The 13,880-nt window shown below is 73.2% G+C and carries 12 protein-coding genes and 1 pseudogene; 3 read left to right on the top strand and 10 right to left on the bottom strand.

Annotated elements, in window-relative coordinates:
• Positions 1 to 90 precede the first annotated feature (90 nt).
• Entirely contained in the window at positions 91 to 1,722 is a 1,632-nt protein-coding gene (locus tag ACIHEJ_RS28250; RefSeq protein WP_400139660.1) for a protein kinase, read from the top strand.
• Positions 1,723 to 1,847: 125 nt separating this feature from the next.
• Here the strand turns inward: ACIHEJ_RS28250 and ACIHEJ_RS28255 are convergent, their stop codons facing one another.
• The gene (locus ACIHEJ_RS28255; RefSeq protein WP_400139662.1) at positions 1,848 to 2,393 is read right to left on the bottom strand and encodes a bacterial proteasome activator family protein; all 546 of its coding nucleotides are present in this window, start codon (positions 2,391 to 2,393) and stop codon (positions 1,848 to 1,850) included.
• 173 nt (positions 2,394 to 2,566) lie between these two features.
• Between ACIHEJ_RS28255 and ACIHEJ_RS28260 the strand changes: the two genes are divergently transcribed.
• Entirely contained in the window at positions 2,567 to 3,256 is a 690-nt protein-coding gene (locus ACIHEJ_RS28260) for a hypothetical protein (RefSeq protein WP_400139663.1), read from the top strand.
• 59 nt (positions 3,257 to 3,315) lie between these two features.
• Here the strand turns inward: ACIHEJ_RS28260 and ACIHEJ_RS28265 are convergent, their stop codons facing one another.
• From ACIHEJ_RS28265 to pdhA, 7 genes and pseudogenes are all read right to left on the bottom strand, one after another.
• Positions 3,316 to 4,296 (bottom strand): NAD(P)H-quinone oxidoreductase, encoded by a 981-nt coding sequence (locus ACIHEJ_RS28265; protein ID WP_400139665.1) that lies wholly within the window; start codon positions 4,294 to 4,296, stop codon positions 3,316 to 3,318.
• Positions 4,297 to 4,325: 29 nt separating this feature from the next.
• Positions 4,326 to 5,150, bottom strand: a pseudogene (locus tag ACIHEJ_RS28270) (potassium channel family protein).
• Positions 5,138 to 6,487: a molybdopterin molybdotransferase MoeA gene (locus ACIHEJ_RS28275; RefSeq protein WP_400139667.1), complete on the bottom strand. Its 1,350-nt coding sequence runs from the start codon at positions 6,485 to 6,487 to the stop codon at positions 5,138 to 5,140. The pseudogene ACIHEJ_RS28270 and the gene ACIHEJ_RS28275 overlap by 13 nt, the downstream one beginning before the upstream one ends.
• The gene (locus ACIHEJ_RS28280; RefSeq protein WP_400139669.1) at positions 6,484 to 7,395 is read right to left on the bottom strand and encodes an NTP transferase domain-containing protein; all 912 of its coding nucleotides are present in this window, start codon (positions 7,393 to 7,395) and stop codon (positions 6,484 to 6,486) included. Before ACIHEJ_RS28280 ends, ACIHEJ_RS28275 begins: the two co-directional genes overlap by 4 nt.
• A 102-nt stretch (positions 7,396 to 7,497) precedes the next feature.
• A complete protein-coding gene (locus tag ACIHEJ_RS28285; RefSeq protein WP_400139671.1) occupies positions 7,498 to 8,856 on the bottom strand; it encodes a dihydrolipoamide acetyltransferase family protein in 1,359 nt (452 codons plus the stop codon).
• Positions 8,856 to 9,860, bottom strand: coding sequence for an alpha-ketoacid dehydrogenase subunit beta (locus ACIHEJ_RS28290; RefSeq protein ID WP_400139672.1), 1,005 nt, complete (start codon positions 9,858 to 9,860; stop codon positions 8,856 to 8,858). The genes ACIHEJ_RS28285 and ACIHEJ_RS28290 overlap by 1 nt, the downstream gene beginning before the upstream one ends.
• A complete protein-coding gene (gene pdhA / locus ACIHEJ_RS28295) occupies positions 9,857 to 11,002 on the bottom strand; it encodes a pyruvate dehydrogenase (acetyl-transferring) E1 component subunit alpha (RefSeq protein ID WP_400139674.1) in 1,146 nt (381 codons plus the stop codon). The genes ACIHEJ_RS28290 and pdhA overlap by 4 nt, the downstream gene beginning before the upstream one ends.
• Before the next feature lie 190 nt (positions 11,003 to 11,192).
• Here pdhA and ACIHEJ_RS28300 point away from each other — a divergent pair, with 190 nt between their 5' ends.
• Complete coding sequence (locus ACIHEJ_RS28300) at positions 11,193 to 11,678, top strand: Lrp/AsnC family transcriptional regulator (RefSeq protein WP_400139953.1); 486 nt, start codon at positions 11,193 to 11,195, stop codon at positions 11,676 to 11,678.
• A 63-nt stretch (positions 11,679 to 11,741) separates the two neighbouring features.
• Here the strand turns inward: ACIHEJ_RS28300 and ACIHEJ_RS28305 are convergent, their stop codons facing one another.
• A complete protein-coding gene (locus ACIHEJ_RS28305; RefSeq protein ID WP_400139676.1) occupies positions 11,742 to 12,329 on the bottom strand; it encodes a TetR/AcrR family transcriptional regulator in 588 nt (195 codons plus the stop codon).
• On the bottom strand, positions 12,326 to 13,840 hold the full coding sequence (locus ACIHEJ_RS28310) for a 3-hydroxyacyl-CoA dehydrogenase (protein WP_400139678.1): 1,515 nt from the start codon (positions 13,838 to 13,840) through the stop codon (positions 12,326 to 12,328). Before ACIHEJ_RS28310 ends, ACIHEJ_RS28305 begins: the two co-directional genes overlap by 4 nt.
• Between the last annotated feature and the right edge of the window lie 40 nt (positions 13,841 to 13,880).

Raw genomic sequence — 13,880 nt, forward strand, 5'->3', positions numbered from 1 at the left:
CCTGGGGCAGACTTGGCCGGGAATGACACATTCGATCAAGGCCCGTGCGATGAGCGAAGGCGCCGGACGGCCAGTGGGGGACGCGGAGAGATGAGCCAGGACGGCGCACACGGCCGGTACGCGGGGCAGGCTCTGGCCGGTGGCCGCTACCAGTTGCGCGACTTGCTCGGCGAAGGCGGCATGGCCTCGGTGCACCTGGCGTACGACGCCGTGCTCGACCGCCAGGTCGCGATCAAGACGCTCCACACCGAGCTGGGCCGCGAGCAGGCCTTCCGTGAGCGCTTCCGCCGCGAGGCCCAGGCAGTGGCCAAGCTCACGCACACCAACATCGTCTCCGTCTTCGACACGGGCGAGGACGAGCTGCAGGGCCTGGCGACGCCGTACATCGTCATGGAGTACATCGAGGGCCGCCCGCTGGGCTCGGTCCTCGAGGAGGACGTCCGGCAGTACGGCGCCATGCCCGCCGACAGGGCGCTGAAGATCACCGCGGACGTGCTGGCCGCGCTGGAGATCAGCCACGAGATGGGGCTGGTGCACCGCGACATCAAGCCGGGCAACGTGATGATGACCAAGCGGGGCGTGGTCAAGGTCATGGACTTCGGCATCGCCCGCGCCATGCAGTCCGGCGTCACCTCGATGACCCAGACCGGCATGGTCGTCGGCACCCCGCAGTACCTCTCGCCCGAGCAGGCCCTCGGCCGTGGCGTGGACGCCCGCTCCGACCTGTACTCGGTCGGCATCATGCTGTTCCAGCTGGTCACCGGGCGGCTGCCGTTCGACGCGGACTCGCCGCTGGCGATCGCGTACGCGCACGTGCAGGAGGAGCCGGTGGCTCCTTCCTCGATCAACCGTTCCCTGCCGCCCGCGGTGGACGCGCTGGTCGCCCGCGCGCTGAAGAAGAACCCGAACGAGCGTTTCCCGAGCGCCGAGTCCATGCGCGACGAGTGCATGCGCGTCGCCGCCTCCCTCCAGGCGGCCGCGCCGAGCATCGTGCCGAACGCCGGGCCGGTGCAGAGCGGCTCGGGCGTCGGCTCGGCGGTGTTCCCGCCGGTCGGGCAGGCCCCCCAGACGCCCTCGGGCCCGGTGCAGACGCCGTACCAGCCGGGCGCGTACGGCGCACCGACACCCGCGCCGTCGTACGGCTACCCGCAGCAGGGCGGCTACCAGACGCCGCCTCCGGTGGGCTACGGCCCGCAGGCCGCCGCCACTCCGCCGCCGTACACGATCTCGCCCCAGCCGGGCCCGCAGTCCACCGGCGCCGGGCCGGGCTCCGGCAAGAGCAACAAGCCGGTGATCATCGGCTCGGTGGCTGTGTCGCTGGTCGCGGTCATCGCCCTGGTCGTGGCGCTGGTGCTGAACAACGGCGGCAACGACGACAAGACCGGCGGCGGCGGCGCGAGCGCTTCGTCGTCCAGCTCCCAGGCGGTGGGCTACCGCGGACCGGACCCCACGCGGCGGATCGACAAGAGCAAGTGCACCGATCCGCTGGAGTCGTCTCAGGACGCGGACAAGATCGTGCTGCCCGACTTCCGGTACAAGGACATCAACTCCGTGAAGGCCTGCTTCCAGGCCGCCCACTGGGAGTGGAGCATCAAGCACGAGGACGAGAACACCTGGGGCAAGGACACCGTGGTGGACCAGTTCCCCTCCGCGGGCACGGACGTCGACCCCAAGGGCATGGGCAAGATCGAGCTGAGCGTGTCGACGGGCGACCCGTCCTGAGGACGGGCCGGCGAACCCTCCCGGCCTCCCGCACGGGACGGATGGAGCCACGGAACTGAAGGAGCCCGGCACGTGCGTGCCGGGCTCCTCGCGTCACAGGCGACGCGTCGCGGACACGTGACTCGTCACAGGTAGGGGCCGCCCGAACGGCCGCCGGCATGGTGGTCGTCACCGCCCTCGTGGCCGCTCAGACCCGGCGGGAGCGCGCGGCGCATCTGCTCCAGCTGGGCCCGTGCGGCCATCTGCTGGGCGAACAGCGTCGTCTGGATCCCGTGGAACAGGCCTTCCAGCCAGCCCACCAACTGCGCCTGCGCGATCCGCAGTTCCGCGTCGGTAGGGGTCGCGTCGTCGGTGAAGGGCAGCGACAGCCGCTCCAGCTCCTCGACCAGCTCCGGCGCCAGGCCGTCCTCCAGCTCCTTGACCGAGCTGGCGTGGATCTCCTTCAGCCGCACCCGGCTGGCCTCGTCCAAGGGAGCAACGCGCACCTCCTCCAGGAGCTGCTTGATCATGCTGCCGATCCGCATGACCTTGGCCGGCTGCTCGACCTGCTCCGTCACCGGAATCTCGCGGGAGTCGTCGTCCCCACCGCCGCCGCCGAGCGCCATCCCGTCCTGGCCCACGACGAGAATCTGCGGGTTCTCCGGCGACCGTTCGTTTCTCGGCATCTCCATGCCGCCATTCTCTCGCACGTGTACACCTCATCACCGTCGTGCCCCCTCGAAGGGCTGATCCACCTTTTAGACCCAACGGCCCAATCCGGAATGCCTCGTTTGCCCTTGAATGTGAGGCTGGATCCCGTCGGTTTTCCGCCGCCCATCCGTCGTCACTCCGGGAGGTCACCGACGTGACTCCATGGCTGCGACTCACGCTCCGCTGGGTACGGCTGCTGCTCGCCCTCGCGGCGGCGCTGCCCGCCTACGGCACCGCCACCGCGTACGCGACCACCGCTCACGCCGCCGAGCAGGGTTCCGCTCCCCCCACCGTGGGCGGACCCCCGGACCCGCTGGGCCCCAGGCACCCGGTGGCGCCCGGCCACCAGCACCGGGACCCCTCTGCCCCGGCGAACGGGGACGGAGGCCGCAGCGCCCCCGCCGCCACCCCGTCGGCCATGCCCATGCCCATGCCCTCCGACTCGGCGTCCGCCTCGTACTCGCCGGCGGTTCCCGCCGCCGTCCTGGAGCCGACCCGCGCCGGGAGCAGGGCCGGTGAGGGCCGTATGCGGCCGGGGCGGCCGGACGGGCCGATGAGCGAGGTGGAGGGGGACGACGACGGCTCGGGCGGCGCGCCCACCACCTCCGCCGCCCAGCCGGAGGAGCCGGAGACCACGAACCTGCCCGCCGGCCGGCCGACGGCCTCCGAGGCCGACCTGGACCCCGCCGGTCAACCCCAGCAGCCCGCTGCCCAGGCCGCGGCCCGGCAGAGCGAGGACGCCTCCGAGCCGACCCTGCAGATCCTGCCGCTGGGCACCGGCCTGGTCCTCATCGGCCTGGGCCTGGGCCTGGCGTTCCTGAGCCTGAAACTCCGCAAGAGCTAGCTGACCGCGTCCGCGTGGCTGCGGGCGGGCGTGCCGCTGGGGCGCCCCCCGCCAGCCCGTTACGGTGCCACCAGCAAGACCTTCCCCATGTGCCCACTGGCCTCCACCACCCGGTGCCCCTCGGCCGCGTCCGGCATCGGCAGCTCGCGGTCCACGACCGGCCGCACATGCCCACCTCCGAGCAGCGGCCACACATGCTCGCGCACCGCGGCCACGATCGCCGCCTTCTCGCTCAGCGGCCGCGCCCGCAGCGAGGTCGCGCTGATCGCCGCCCGCTTGCCGAGCAGCGTGCCGATGTTCAGCTCCCCCTTGACCCCGCCCTGCATCCCGATGATGGCGAGCCGCCCGCTGACCGCGAGGGCCTGGACATTGCGGTCCAGGTACTTCGCCCCCATGTTGTCGAGGATGACATCGGCCCCCGCACCCCCGGTCGCCTGCTCGATCTCCGCGACGAAGTCCTGCTCGCGGTAGTTGATCAGGATGTCGGCGCCCAGCCCGGCGCAGTACTCCAGCTTCTCCTTCGTCCCCGCGGTCACCGCGACCTTCGCACCGACGGACTTGGCCAGCTGGATCGCCATGGTGCCGATCCCGCTGGAACCACCGTGCACCAGCAGCGTCTCCCCGGGCCGCAGATGGGAGATCATGAACACGTTGGACCAGACCGTGCAGACCACCTCGGGCAGCGCCGCCGCCCGCTTCAGCCCGACCCCCTCGGGCACAGGCAGCAACTGCCCGGCCGGCACGACGACCTTCTCCGCGTACCCTCCGCCCGCGAGCAGCGCGCACACCTCGTCGCCGACGGCCCAGCCGGACACCCCGGCCCCGAGCGCGGCGATCCGGCCGGAGCACTCCAGGCCGGGGTAGGGGGAGGCGCCGGGCGGTGGGGTGTAGAAGCCTTGCCGTTGCAGGATGTCGGCACGGTTGACGGCACTGGCCACCACCTCGACCAGTACCTCGCCCTCGCCGGGCACGGGATCGGGGACCTCCGCCCACACCAGCGCCTCGGGACCACCAGGTTCGGGAATCGTGATCGCATGCATGCTCGTGACGCTACTCCCCGAGAGGCCCGTCATTCGTGTGGCCGGGGCCGGGTGTCCGGGGTCGTCCGGGCGCCGGAGGTGACGCGGACGATCGTGGTCAGCCGGTCCGTCAGCTGGAGGTCGCCGATGGACGGACCGTCGTGGCCGAGCACCCGGTGCCCCCGGACGACGCTCACCACGAGGTCGTCCGTCTCGCGCGGCTTCCTGCCGACCTCGGCCCCCACCACGGGGCGTTCGACGATGTCCAGCCCGCTGCCCGCGTGGATCAGATCCTCCATGACCATGCCGGCGGCGGGGCTGAGCACGGAGAGCCGAGAAGCCGCCCGGCCGCGCCGGCGCTGGTGATGACGGCGTCGGCCCCGGACTGCCTGAGCAGCGGGGCGTTCTCCTCCTCGCGCACGGCGGCCACGATCTTGGCGCCCCGGTTGAGCCGGCGTGCGGTCAGCGTGACGAGGACGGCGGTGTCGTCGCGCTGCGGAGCGATGGTGACCTGCCGGGCCCCGTGCACCTCGGCCCGCTTGAGCACCTCACTGCGGGTGGCGTCGCCCAGGACGCCCGCGAAGCCCTCGACGGTCGCCGCGTGGATCGCCTTGAAGCCGGGGTCGACGACGACCACCTGCTCCTTCCTCGGCCCGGTCGCACGCACTGCAGGGGCGACCGCCCCTTCGTGCCGAAGCCGATGAGGACGGTGCGCTCGCCCAAGGCGGACCTCCAACGGTTCAGGCGCGATTCCTGACGACCTGGCGGATCGGGCGCTCCACCACTTTCCTCGGGAGTCTCACCCGTTGGGCCACCAGATGTTCGCCCCTCTGGCGGGCGATGGCGTCGTGGCTCGGAAGTTTCACGTGAAACACACCCCGATTCCGGCCGTCGCCCAGGGCAGGTCCAGCAGCTCCGCCTCGGTGCCCTGCCGGGCGCCGCCGGGCGGTACGACGGCCAGCGCGTCTGCGGCGGCGACGCCACGCAGCATGGCCGGGCCGTTGTAGTGCAGCGGTACGGCATGGTCGCCCCGCAGCACCACGGGCACGAGCCGGGTGTCGTACGGATGGCCGTGCACCGCCTCCTTCAGCGCCAGGGTGTACGGCTCCGGAGCCGGGCGGGCTGCGAGGGTGCGCAGCACCGGCTCGGCGAGCGTGAGCAGGCCGGAGACGGCCGCCAGGGGGTTGCCGGGCAGGCCTACCAGGTGCTGGTCGTCCCTGGTGCGGGCGAGCAGCATGGGGTGGCCGGGGCGCACCTTGACCCCGTCGACGAGGAGCTCGGCGCCGATGCGTTCCAGGGTGGGATGGACGTGGTCGACGGGTCCGGCGGCGGTGCCGCCCGTGGTGACGATCAGGTCGGCGGTGGAGCCGGTGACCGCCTTGCGCAGGGCCTTGGCGTCGTCGCCGATCCGCCGCACCGCGCTCACCTCGGCTCCGAGCGCGCGCAGCCAGGGCGGCAGCATGGGGCCGAGCGCGTCCCGGATCAGCCCGTCGTGCGGCTGCCCCTCGGTCAGCAACTCGTCGCCGAGGACGAATACGTCGACACGCGGGCGGGGTACGGCGGTGAGGGTGTCGTATCCGGCCGCCGCGGCCAGGCCCAGGACGGCGGGCGTGACGAGGGTGCCGACGGGCAGCAGCTGGTCGCCGTTGCGGCACTCCTGGCCGCGCGGGCGGATGTCCTGCCCGTGATTCATCTCGCGGGTGGCGTGGAGCCGGCCCTGGGCGTCCGTGCGGCCGTGTTCGCTGCGCAGGACCGCGGTGGTGTCGACGGGGATGCGGGCCCCGGTCGCGATCCGGACCGCCTCGCCGTCGGTGAGCGGCTCGGGCTGGGCGTGCCCGGCGAGCACGCGCTCGTCCCGTACCTCCCAAGGGCCGGGTCCGGCGACCGCCCAGCCGTCCATCGCGGAGGTGTCGAAGGAGGGCAGGTCGGTGAGCGCGTCCAGGGGAGCGGCGAGGACCAGCCCGAGGGCGTCGTGGAGCGGCACGGAAACGGGGGCGCGGCGGGCACCCGACCGTGCGGCGCGGGCGGCGATCTCACGGGCCCGGGGCCAGGGGGTGGCCCGGTGCCGCTCGCTGTGCGCTTCAGGCGCCGGAGCGGGCACCTGGCCCGCGTTGCCGTCCTTCGCTTCTCTCACGAGGGCCAGGGCCTCCTCGACATCGAGGTCGTCGGTGTCCCCGGCGGGCGCCCCGGCGCGGGTTCCCGGGGCGGTCATCCGGCGTCCGGGGCGCTCGGGCCCCCGCTCTTCGCTTCCGTGCCCCCGTCGCTCTCTTCCTCCCAGCGCAGCGCGAGCGCGGCGGCCCTGCGGGCGGCCTCGGCGACGGCCTCGGGGCCGCCCTTGCCCTGCGCGGCGGCGTAGCCGACGAGGAAGGTGGTCAGCGGGGCGGCGGGCCGGGCCACGCCGTGCGCGGCGTCCCGGGCCAGGTCGAGCAGGACGCCGGTGTCGACGTCCAGGTCGATGCCCAGCTCGTCCTTGACTGCGGAGATCCATTCATCCAACACGTGCCCATGCTCCCTGATGCGTGCCCTGGCGTTGACGATGTCGTCCCAGGTGTCGCAGTCGAAGGACGCGAGCGGGTCGGGGACGCGGGTGAGGCGGAGGGCGCCGGTCAGCCGGCGCAGGGGCAGTCCGGTCAGGCCGCCGGGGGCGGCGGCGAGGGCGGCCAGCTCGCGGCGGAGCACGGGGGTGCGGTAGGCGGCGACGAGCGGCTGGTCGCGGCCGTCGGCGTCGGTGAGCAGCGCGCCGTCGGCGCCGGTGTCACCGAGGGCGGCCAACAGGCGCTGGAGCGTGACCGGTTCGAGGAAGGGCAGGTCGGCGGAGAGGACCACGGCGTGCTCGGCCGTGGTGAGCCGCAGGCCCGCGTCCAGGGCGGCGACCGGCCCGCCGCCGGGCGGCTCCTCGCGCGCCCAGCGCACCGGCCGGGCGGTGGGCCGCCGGTCCGCCACGACGACGGTCGTACGGGCGTCGGCGCACGCGGTGAGCACCCGGTCGAGCAGCGCGCGGCCCCCGACCCGGACTCCCGGCTTGTCGGTCCCGCCGAGCCGCCGTGCGGCACCGCCGGCCAGGACCACGGCGTCGTACGACACGGCGGGCGCGGACTCGGCGGTGGCGTTGTCGGTCACTCCCCGAGTATGCGTCCCGGGCTGATCACAGGGAACCGACGGAGCGGGGCGCGATCCGCAGGGAACGCGTGCGCGCGCCGTTCCCTGCGTCCGCCCCTCGGGTCACAGTGTGCGCAGGAGCACCGCCGGCTGTTCCACGCAGTCCGCCACGTACCGCAGGAAGCCGCCCGCCGTGCCGCCGTCGCACACCCGGTGGTCGAAGGTGAACGAGAGCTGCACGACCTGGCGCACGGCCAGCTCGCCCTCGTGCACCCAGGGCTTGGGGACGATGCGGCCCACGCCGAGCATGGCCGCCTCGGGGTGGTTGATGATCGGGGTGGAGCCGTCGACGCCGAAGACTCCGTAGTTGTTCAGCGTGAAGGTGCCCCCGGTGAGTTCCCCGGGCCTCAGCGTCCCGGCGCGGGCGGCCTCGGTGAGCCGGGCGAACTCGGCGGTCAGCGACTCGGCGTCGCGCGCATGGGCGTCCCGGACGACGGGCACGACCAGTCCGCGTTCGGTCTGCGCGGCGAATCCGAGGTGGACGTGGTCCAGCTGGACGACCTCGCGGGCGTCGGTGTCGACGTAGGAGTTCAGCTCGGGGAACCGGGCGAGAGCGGCCGTGCAGATGCGGGCGAGCAGCGCGAGCAGGGAGATCTTCGTGCTCCCGGCGGCGTTCATGGCGGTCCGCGCGCGCATGAGTTCGGTGGCGTCCGCGTCGACCCAGCAGGTGGCGTCGGGGATCTCCCGGCGGCTGCGGGAGAGCTTGTCGGCGACGGCTCCGCGCACGCCCTTGAGGGGGGTGCGCACACCGCCACCGGCGGGTGCCGTCACGGCTGTCCGCACGACCGGCTCCGCGGCCTCGCGGGCAGGCGCGACCCTGCCGCGCAGGGCGCCCTCGACGTCGGCCCGCAGGATCAGTCCGTCGGGACCCGAGCCCGTCAGCTGCCGCAGGTCGAGGCCGCCTTCACGGGCGAGCCGGCGCACCAGCGGGGAGATGACCGGGACGGGGCCGTCGGCCGGCGCGGGCACGGGGGCGGGCGGTGCGAGCCGGCCGGCCCCGGGGGCGGCGTGCCTCACCTGACCGTCGGCGGCGACCTGACCGCTGCCGACGACTTGCCCGTCGGAGGCGGCCTTGCCCGGCCCCGACCGCACCCGGCGGCGCCGCGCCGGCGCTTCGGAGGTGCCGTATCCGACCAGTACGTTGCCCGATCCCCCGGCCTCCTCCTCGGGGGCCGCCGGTCCCACCGCGACCGTCAACAACGGTGCCCCGACCGGCAGTTCCGTGCCCTCCTCGCCGAAGCGGGCGGTGACCACGCCCCCGTAGGGGCAGGGCACCTCGACCATCGCCTTGGCCGTCTCGACCTCGACGACCGGCTGGTCGACGGCGACGACGTCACCGACCTGGACCAGCCAGCGGACGATCTCCGCCTCGGTGAGCCCTTCGCCGAGGTCGGGAAGCTTGAACTCCAGCACCTGTGCCATCAGCCCTCGGCCTCCCACTGCAGCCGGGCCACGGCGTCCAGGATGCGGTCGACGCCGGGCAGGTGGTGCCGCTCCAGCATGGGCGGCGGGTAGGGGAGGTCGAAGCCGGCCACGCGGAGCACCGGCGCCTCCAGGTGGTGGAAGCAGCGCTCGGTGATCCGGGCCGCGATCTCGCCGCCCGGACCGCCGAACCCGGTGGACTCGTGCACGACGACTGCGCGCCCGGTGCGCCGGACGGCCGCGCAGACCGTTTCGTCGTCGAACGGCACCAGGGAGCGCAGGTCGACCACTTCCAGGTCCCAGCCCTCGGTCTGTGCGGCCTCGGCGGCCTCCAGGCAGACCGGCAGGGACGGACCGTAGGTGATGAGGGTGGCGCTGCGGCCCTGCCGGCGTACGACCGCGCGGCCGATGGGCTCGACGTCCGTGGGCTGCTCGGGGTTCCAGGAGTCCTTGGACCAGTAGAGCCGTTTGGGCTCCAGGAAGACGACGGGGTCGTCGGAGGCGATGGCCCGGCGCAGCAGGCCGTAGGCGTCGGCGACGGTCGCCGGGGTGACGACGTGCAGGCCCGGGGTGGCCATGTAGTAGGCCTCGGAGGAGTCGCTGTGGTGCTCGACACCGCCGATGCCGCCGCCGTAGGGGACGCGGACGGTGATCGGCAGGGGCATCCGGCCGCGCGTGCGGTTGCGCATCCGGGAGACATGGCTGATCAGCTGCTCGAACGCGGGGTAGGCGAAGGCGTCGAACTGCATCTCCACCACCGGCCGCAGTCCGTACATGGCCATGCCGACGGCGGTGCCGAGGATGCCGGCCTCGGCGAGCGGGGTGTCGGTGCAGCGGTCCTCGCCGAACTCCTTGGCGAGGCCGTCGGTGACCCGGAAGACTCCGCCGAGCGTGCCGACGTCCTCGCCCATGACGTGCACGGTGGGGTCGGCGGCCATCGCGTCGCGCATCGCGCGCGTGAGGGCCTGCGCCATCGTGGCGGGCTTGACGGCGACGGTGGTCATCGGTGACCGCCTTCCTGGTGCTCGTCCTCGGCCTCCAGCTCGGCCAGCAACAGGGCGCGCTGTTCGCGCAGTTGCGCGGTGGTCTCGGCGTAGACGTGGTCGAACAGGTCCATGGGGTTCAGTTCGGGGTCGCGGTTCATGCGCTCCCTCAGGTCCGCCGCCATCGCCTCGGCGTCCTCGCGCGCGGCCTCGATGCCGGCCTCGTCCAGCAGCCCGCGCGCGGTGAGTTCGCGTTCCAGCAGCTGGACCGGGTCGTGTGCGCGCCAGGCCTCGACCTCGGCGTCGCCCCGGTAACGGGTGGCGTCGTCGGCGTTGGTGTGGGCGTCGATGCGGTACGTCACGGCCTCGACCAGGGTCGGTCCGCCGCCCGCGCGGGCGTGTCGTACGGCGTCGCTGAGGACCTCGTGGACGGCCGCGGCGTCGTTTCCGTCGACGAGCCGGCCCGGCATGCCGTACCCGACGGCCTTGTGGGCCAGGGAGGGTGCGGCGGTCTGCTTGGCGAGCGGGACGGAGATGGCGAAGCCGTTGTTCTGCACGAGGAAGACGACCGGTGCCTGCCAGACGGCGGCGAAGTTCAGTGCCTCGTGGAAGTCGCCCTCGCTGGTGCCGCCGTCGCCGACCATGGCGAGCGCGACCACGTCGTCGCCCTTGAGGCGGGCGGCGTGGGCGAGGCCGACGGCGTGCGGGAGCTGGGTGGCCAGCGGGGTGGAGAGGGGGGCGACGCGGTGGGCGTAGGGGTCGTAGCCGCTGTGCCAGTCGCCGCGCAGCAGGGTGAGGGTCTCGACGGGGTCCACGCCCCGGGCGACCGCGGCGAGGGTGTCGCGGTAGCTGGGGAAGAGCCAGTCGCGCTCTTCCAGGGCCAGGGCGGCGGCGACCTCGCAGGCCTCCTGGCCGGTGCTGGAGGGGTAGACGGCGAGGCGGCCCTGCTTGGTGAGCGCGGTGGCCTGCGTGTTGTAGCGACGGCCTCGCACCAGCTGGGCGTAGAGGCGGCGCAGCAGGTCCGGGTCGGCCTTGGCGGCCGCCTCGGTGCCGAGGACGCGGTGGGGCTCGGCGTCGGGCAGCAGCGGCGCGGGGTCCATACGGGGCTGCCAGGCGGGCGGCGGCGATGGCCGGTACGCGCCCCGCTGCTCCAGAACCGTCATGACGGCACCTCCTCGTGGGAGCGGCTACGGGAGGCGCGTCGGCTGTGAGGCGCCTCACCTACCGATTGTTCGGTCGTCGGCACATTTTGGCTACAGGCACCTACAGGCTGTGGACAAACGGTTCTCCACAACCTGGAATGAACGCAGGACGTCCACGGCGAGGAAGCGGGGGGACATGGCAGCTGAACAAATGGCCGACGGACCGCAGGACGGCGCCGTCCTGCCGCCGCCCCGCCCACTGGACGCCATCGATCAGGACATCCTGCGGATCCTCCAGGCGGACGGCCGCGCCTCGATACGGTCCGTCGCCGAACGCGTACACGTCTCGCGCGCGAACGCCTACGCACGCATCAACCGGTTGGTCGAGGACGGGGTGATCCGGGGATTCAGCGCGCGCGTGGACCACGAGCGGGCGGGCCACGGCACGTCGGCGTACATCACCCTGAAGATCGTCCAGAACACCTGGCGCACGGTCCGTGAGCGGCTCAGACAGCTGCCGGGGGCCTCGCACATCTCCCTCGTGGGCGGAGACTTCGACGTGCTGCTGCTGGTGCACACCCCGGACAACCGGGCGCTGCGCGAGCTGGTGCTGACCCGGCTCCAGGCGATCCCCGAGGTGCTGAGCACGCGCACGCTGCTGGTGTTCGAGGAGGAGGACCTGGAGCCGGAGGCCTGAGCCGGCGACCGGCCCGGCCCGGTCGCGGGTCCGGGCCGGTCCCGGGCCTGCCGGAGTCCGGACTCAGGCCTGCCGGAGTCCGGTGAAGACCAGTCGGGCGACCGCGTCGGCCACCTCGCGGTCGCCGGCGCCCCGCGGGTCCGGCCGGTACCACTCCACGATCGAGTTGATCATCCCGAAGACCAGCCGGGTCGCGAGCCGGACCTCCACGTCGCCGCGTACGTCCCTGTCGGCGGCCGCCGCCTTCAGCAGTTCGGCGACCCGGTGGTCGAAGTCGCGCCGCCGCTCCAGTGCCCACCGCTCGGTCGCGGTGTTTCCGCGTACGCGCAGCAGCAGCGTCACGTACGGCAGTTCGGCTATCAGCACCTCGACCATGCGCCGTACGACGTGCTCCAGCCGGTCGACGGACCGGCCCACGCGCGCGTGCTCCTCCTCGAGGATGGCGAACAGCCCGTCCAGGGCGCGGCTGACGGCCCGGCGCAGCAGTTCCTCCTTGCCGCTGACGTGGTGGTAGATCGACGACTTGGAGATGCCGGCCGCCTTGGACAGGTGTTCCATGGAGGTGCCGTCGTAGCCACGCTCGTTGAAGACCTGGACGGCGACCGAGAGCAGCGTCTCCGGGGTGTACGTGTCGCGCTTGGCGGTGGTCATGGGGTCCCCTCCCGCTGGTCGGTGGCGTAGGCGTTGCGGTAGAGCGCGAGGGAGGGCGCGTAGCGTCCGGAGGGGTCGCGCTGGTGCATCTCGTCCAGGACGTCGAAGGCGAAGCCGCCGCCGAGCCGGCGGTCCCACTCGAAGGGGCCGAGCGGGTAGTTGACGCCGAGGCGCATGGCGGTGTCGACGTCCTCCTCGGTGGCCACGCCCTTGGCGACGGCCTCGTGCGCGAGGTCGATGATCCGGGCGACCGTGCGGGCGACGATCATGCCGGGGACGTCACCGATGACGCTGACCTGCTTGCCGAGCGCCTGGAACAGGCCGACGGCCTCGGCGAGGGTCTGCGGCGAGACGTCCTGGGAGGCGGACAGGGCGACACGGGTGGCGGCGCGGTAGTCGAGGGCGAGGTCGAAGTGGACGACGTCGCCGAACTCCACGGAGGTCGTGCCGTCGGCGAGTCCCAGCCCGCCACCGCTCGGCAGCGTCAGGTGCGTGCCGCCGCCCTCCTCCTGCTCGCGGACCTCGATGCCCGCCTCACGGATCAGGGGGAGCAGCCCGGCCGCGGGCCCGAGATCGGCTTCGACGACGACGTAGGCGGGCGGCTGCTCCTTGTCGGCGGTGTGCGGCTCGGGCCGCTCGGCGCCGTCGGCGTGGTCGTACCAGCCGTGGCCGCTCTTGCGGCCGAGCCGGCCCGACTCCACCAGGCGGCGCTGGGCCAGGGACGGCGTGAAGCGCACGTCCTGGAAGAAGGACTGCCAGACGGAGTGGGTGACGGACTCGTTGACGTCCTGCCCGATCAGGTCGGTGAGTTCGAAGGCGCCCATCCTGAAGCCGCCGCACTCGCGCAGGACGGCGTCGATCGTGGCCGGGTCGGCGGCCTGTGCCTCGTACACGGCGAACGCCTCGGCGTAGAAGGGCCGGGCGATGCGGTTGACGATGAAGCCGGGGGTGTCCGCGCAGGCGACCGGGGTCTTGCCCCAGGCGCGGGCGGTCTCGTACGCGCGCGTGGCCGACGTGACGTCGGTGGCGAACCCGGAGACGACCTCGACCAGCGGCAACAGCGGGGCGGGGTTGAAGAAGTGCAGTCCGACGAAGCGGCCGGGCCGGCGCAGGGCACCGCCGATGGCCGTCACCGACAGGGAGGAGGTGTTGGTCGCGAGCAGGCAGTCCTCGGCGACGATCTCCTCCAGCTCGCGAAAGAGCTGCTGCTTGACGTCCAGCCGCTCCAGGACGGCCTCCACGACCAGCGCGCACTCCGCCAGCTCCGCGAGGCCGTCCACGGGCGTCAGACGGGCGCGGGCCGCGTCCCGGTAGGCGGCGGGGAGCCGACCCTTGTCCACCAGCCGGTCCAGGCGGGCGCCGATCGCTTCGGCCGCGTCCCGGGCCCGCCCGGCGACGGTGTCGTAGAGCCGCACGGGGTGGCCGGCGACCAGCGCGACCTGGGCGATGCCCTGGCCCATGGTGCCGGTGCCGACGACGGCCACGGGGCTGCTGAGGTCGAGTGCTGTCATGTGCGCGATCCTCCCGCACGGGGTTTTCCACAGATACGGC

The organism is Streptomyces sp. NPDC052301, assembly GCF_044593395.1.
Classification (GTDB): domain Bacteria; phylum Actinomycetota; class Actinomycetes; order Streptomycetales; family Streptomycetaceae; genus Streptomyces.

Excerpts from the sequence above, each read along its gene's own strand:
- ACIHEJ_RS28250 (WP_400139660.1), top strand. The coding sequence starts at position 91 with ATGAGCCAGGACGGCGCACACGGCCGGTACGCGGGGCAGGCTCTGGCC.
- ACIHEJ_RS28255 (WP_400139662.1), bottom strand. The coding sequence starts at position 2,393 with ATGGAGATGCCGAGAAACGAACGGTCGCCGGAGAACCCGCAGATTCTC.
- ACIHEJ_RS28265 (WP_400139665.1), bottom strand. The coding sequence starts at position 4,296 with ATGCATGCGATCACGATTCCCGAACCTGGTGGTCCCGAGGCGCTGGTG.
- ACIHEJ_RS28275 (WP_400139667.1), bottom strand. The coding sequence starts at position 6,487 with ATGACCGCCCCGGGAACCCGCGCCGGGGCGCCCGCCGGGGACACCGAC.
- ACIHEJ_RS28285 (WP_400139671.1), bottom strand. The coding sequence starts at position 8,856 with ATGGCACAGGTGCTGGAGTTCAAGCTTCCCGACCTCGGCGAAGGGCTC.
- ACIHEJ_RS28290 (WP_400139672.1), bottom strand. The coding sequence starts at position 9,860 with ATGACCACCGTCGCCGTCAAGCCCGCCACGATGGCGCAGGCCCTCACG.
- pdhA (WP_400139674.1), bottom strand. The coding sequence starts at position 11,002 with ATGACGGTTCTGGAGCAGCGGGGCGCGTACCGGCCATCGCCGCCGCCC.
- ACIHEJ_RS28300 (WP_400139953.1), top strand. The coding sequence starts at position 11,193 with ATGGCCGACGGACCGCAGGACGGCGCCGTCCTGCCGCCGCCCCGCCCA.
- ACIHEJ_RS28305 (WP_400139676.1), bottom strand. The coding sequence starts at position 12,329 with ATGACCACCGCCAAGCGCGACACGTACACCCCGGAGACGCTGCTCTCG.
- ACIHEJ_RS28310 (WP_400139678.1), bottom strand. The coding sequence starts at position 13,840 with ATGACAGCACTCGACCTCAGCAGCCCCGTGGCCGTCGTCGGCACCGGC.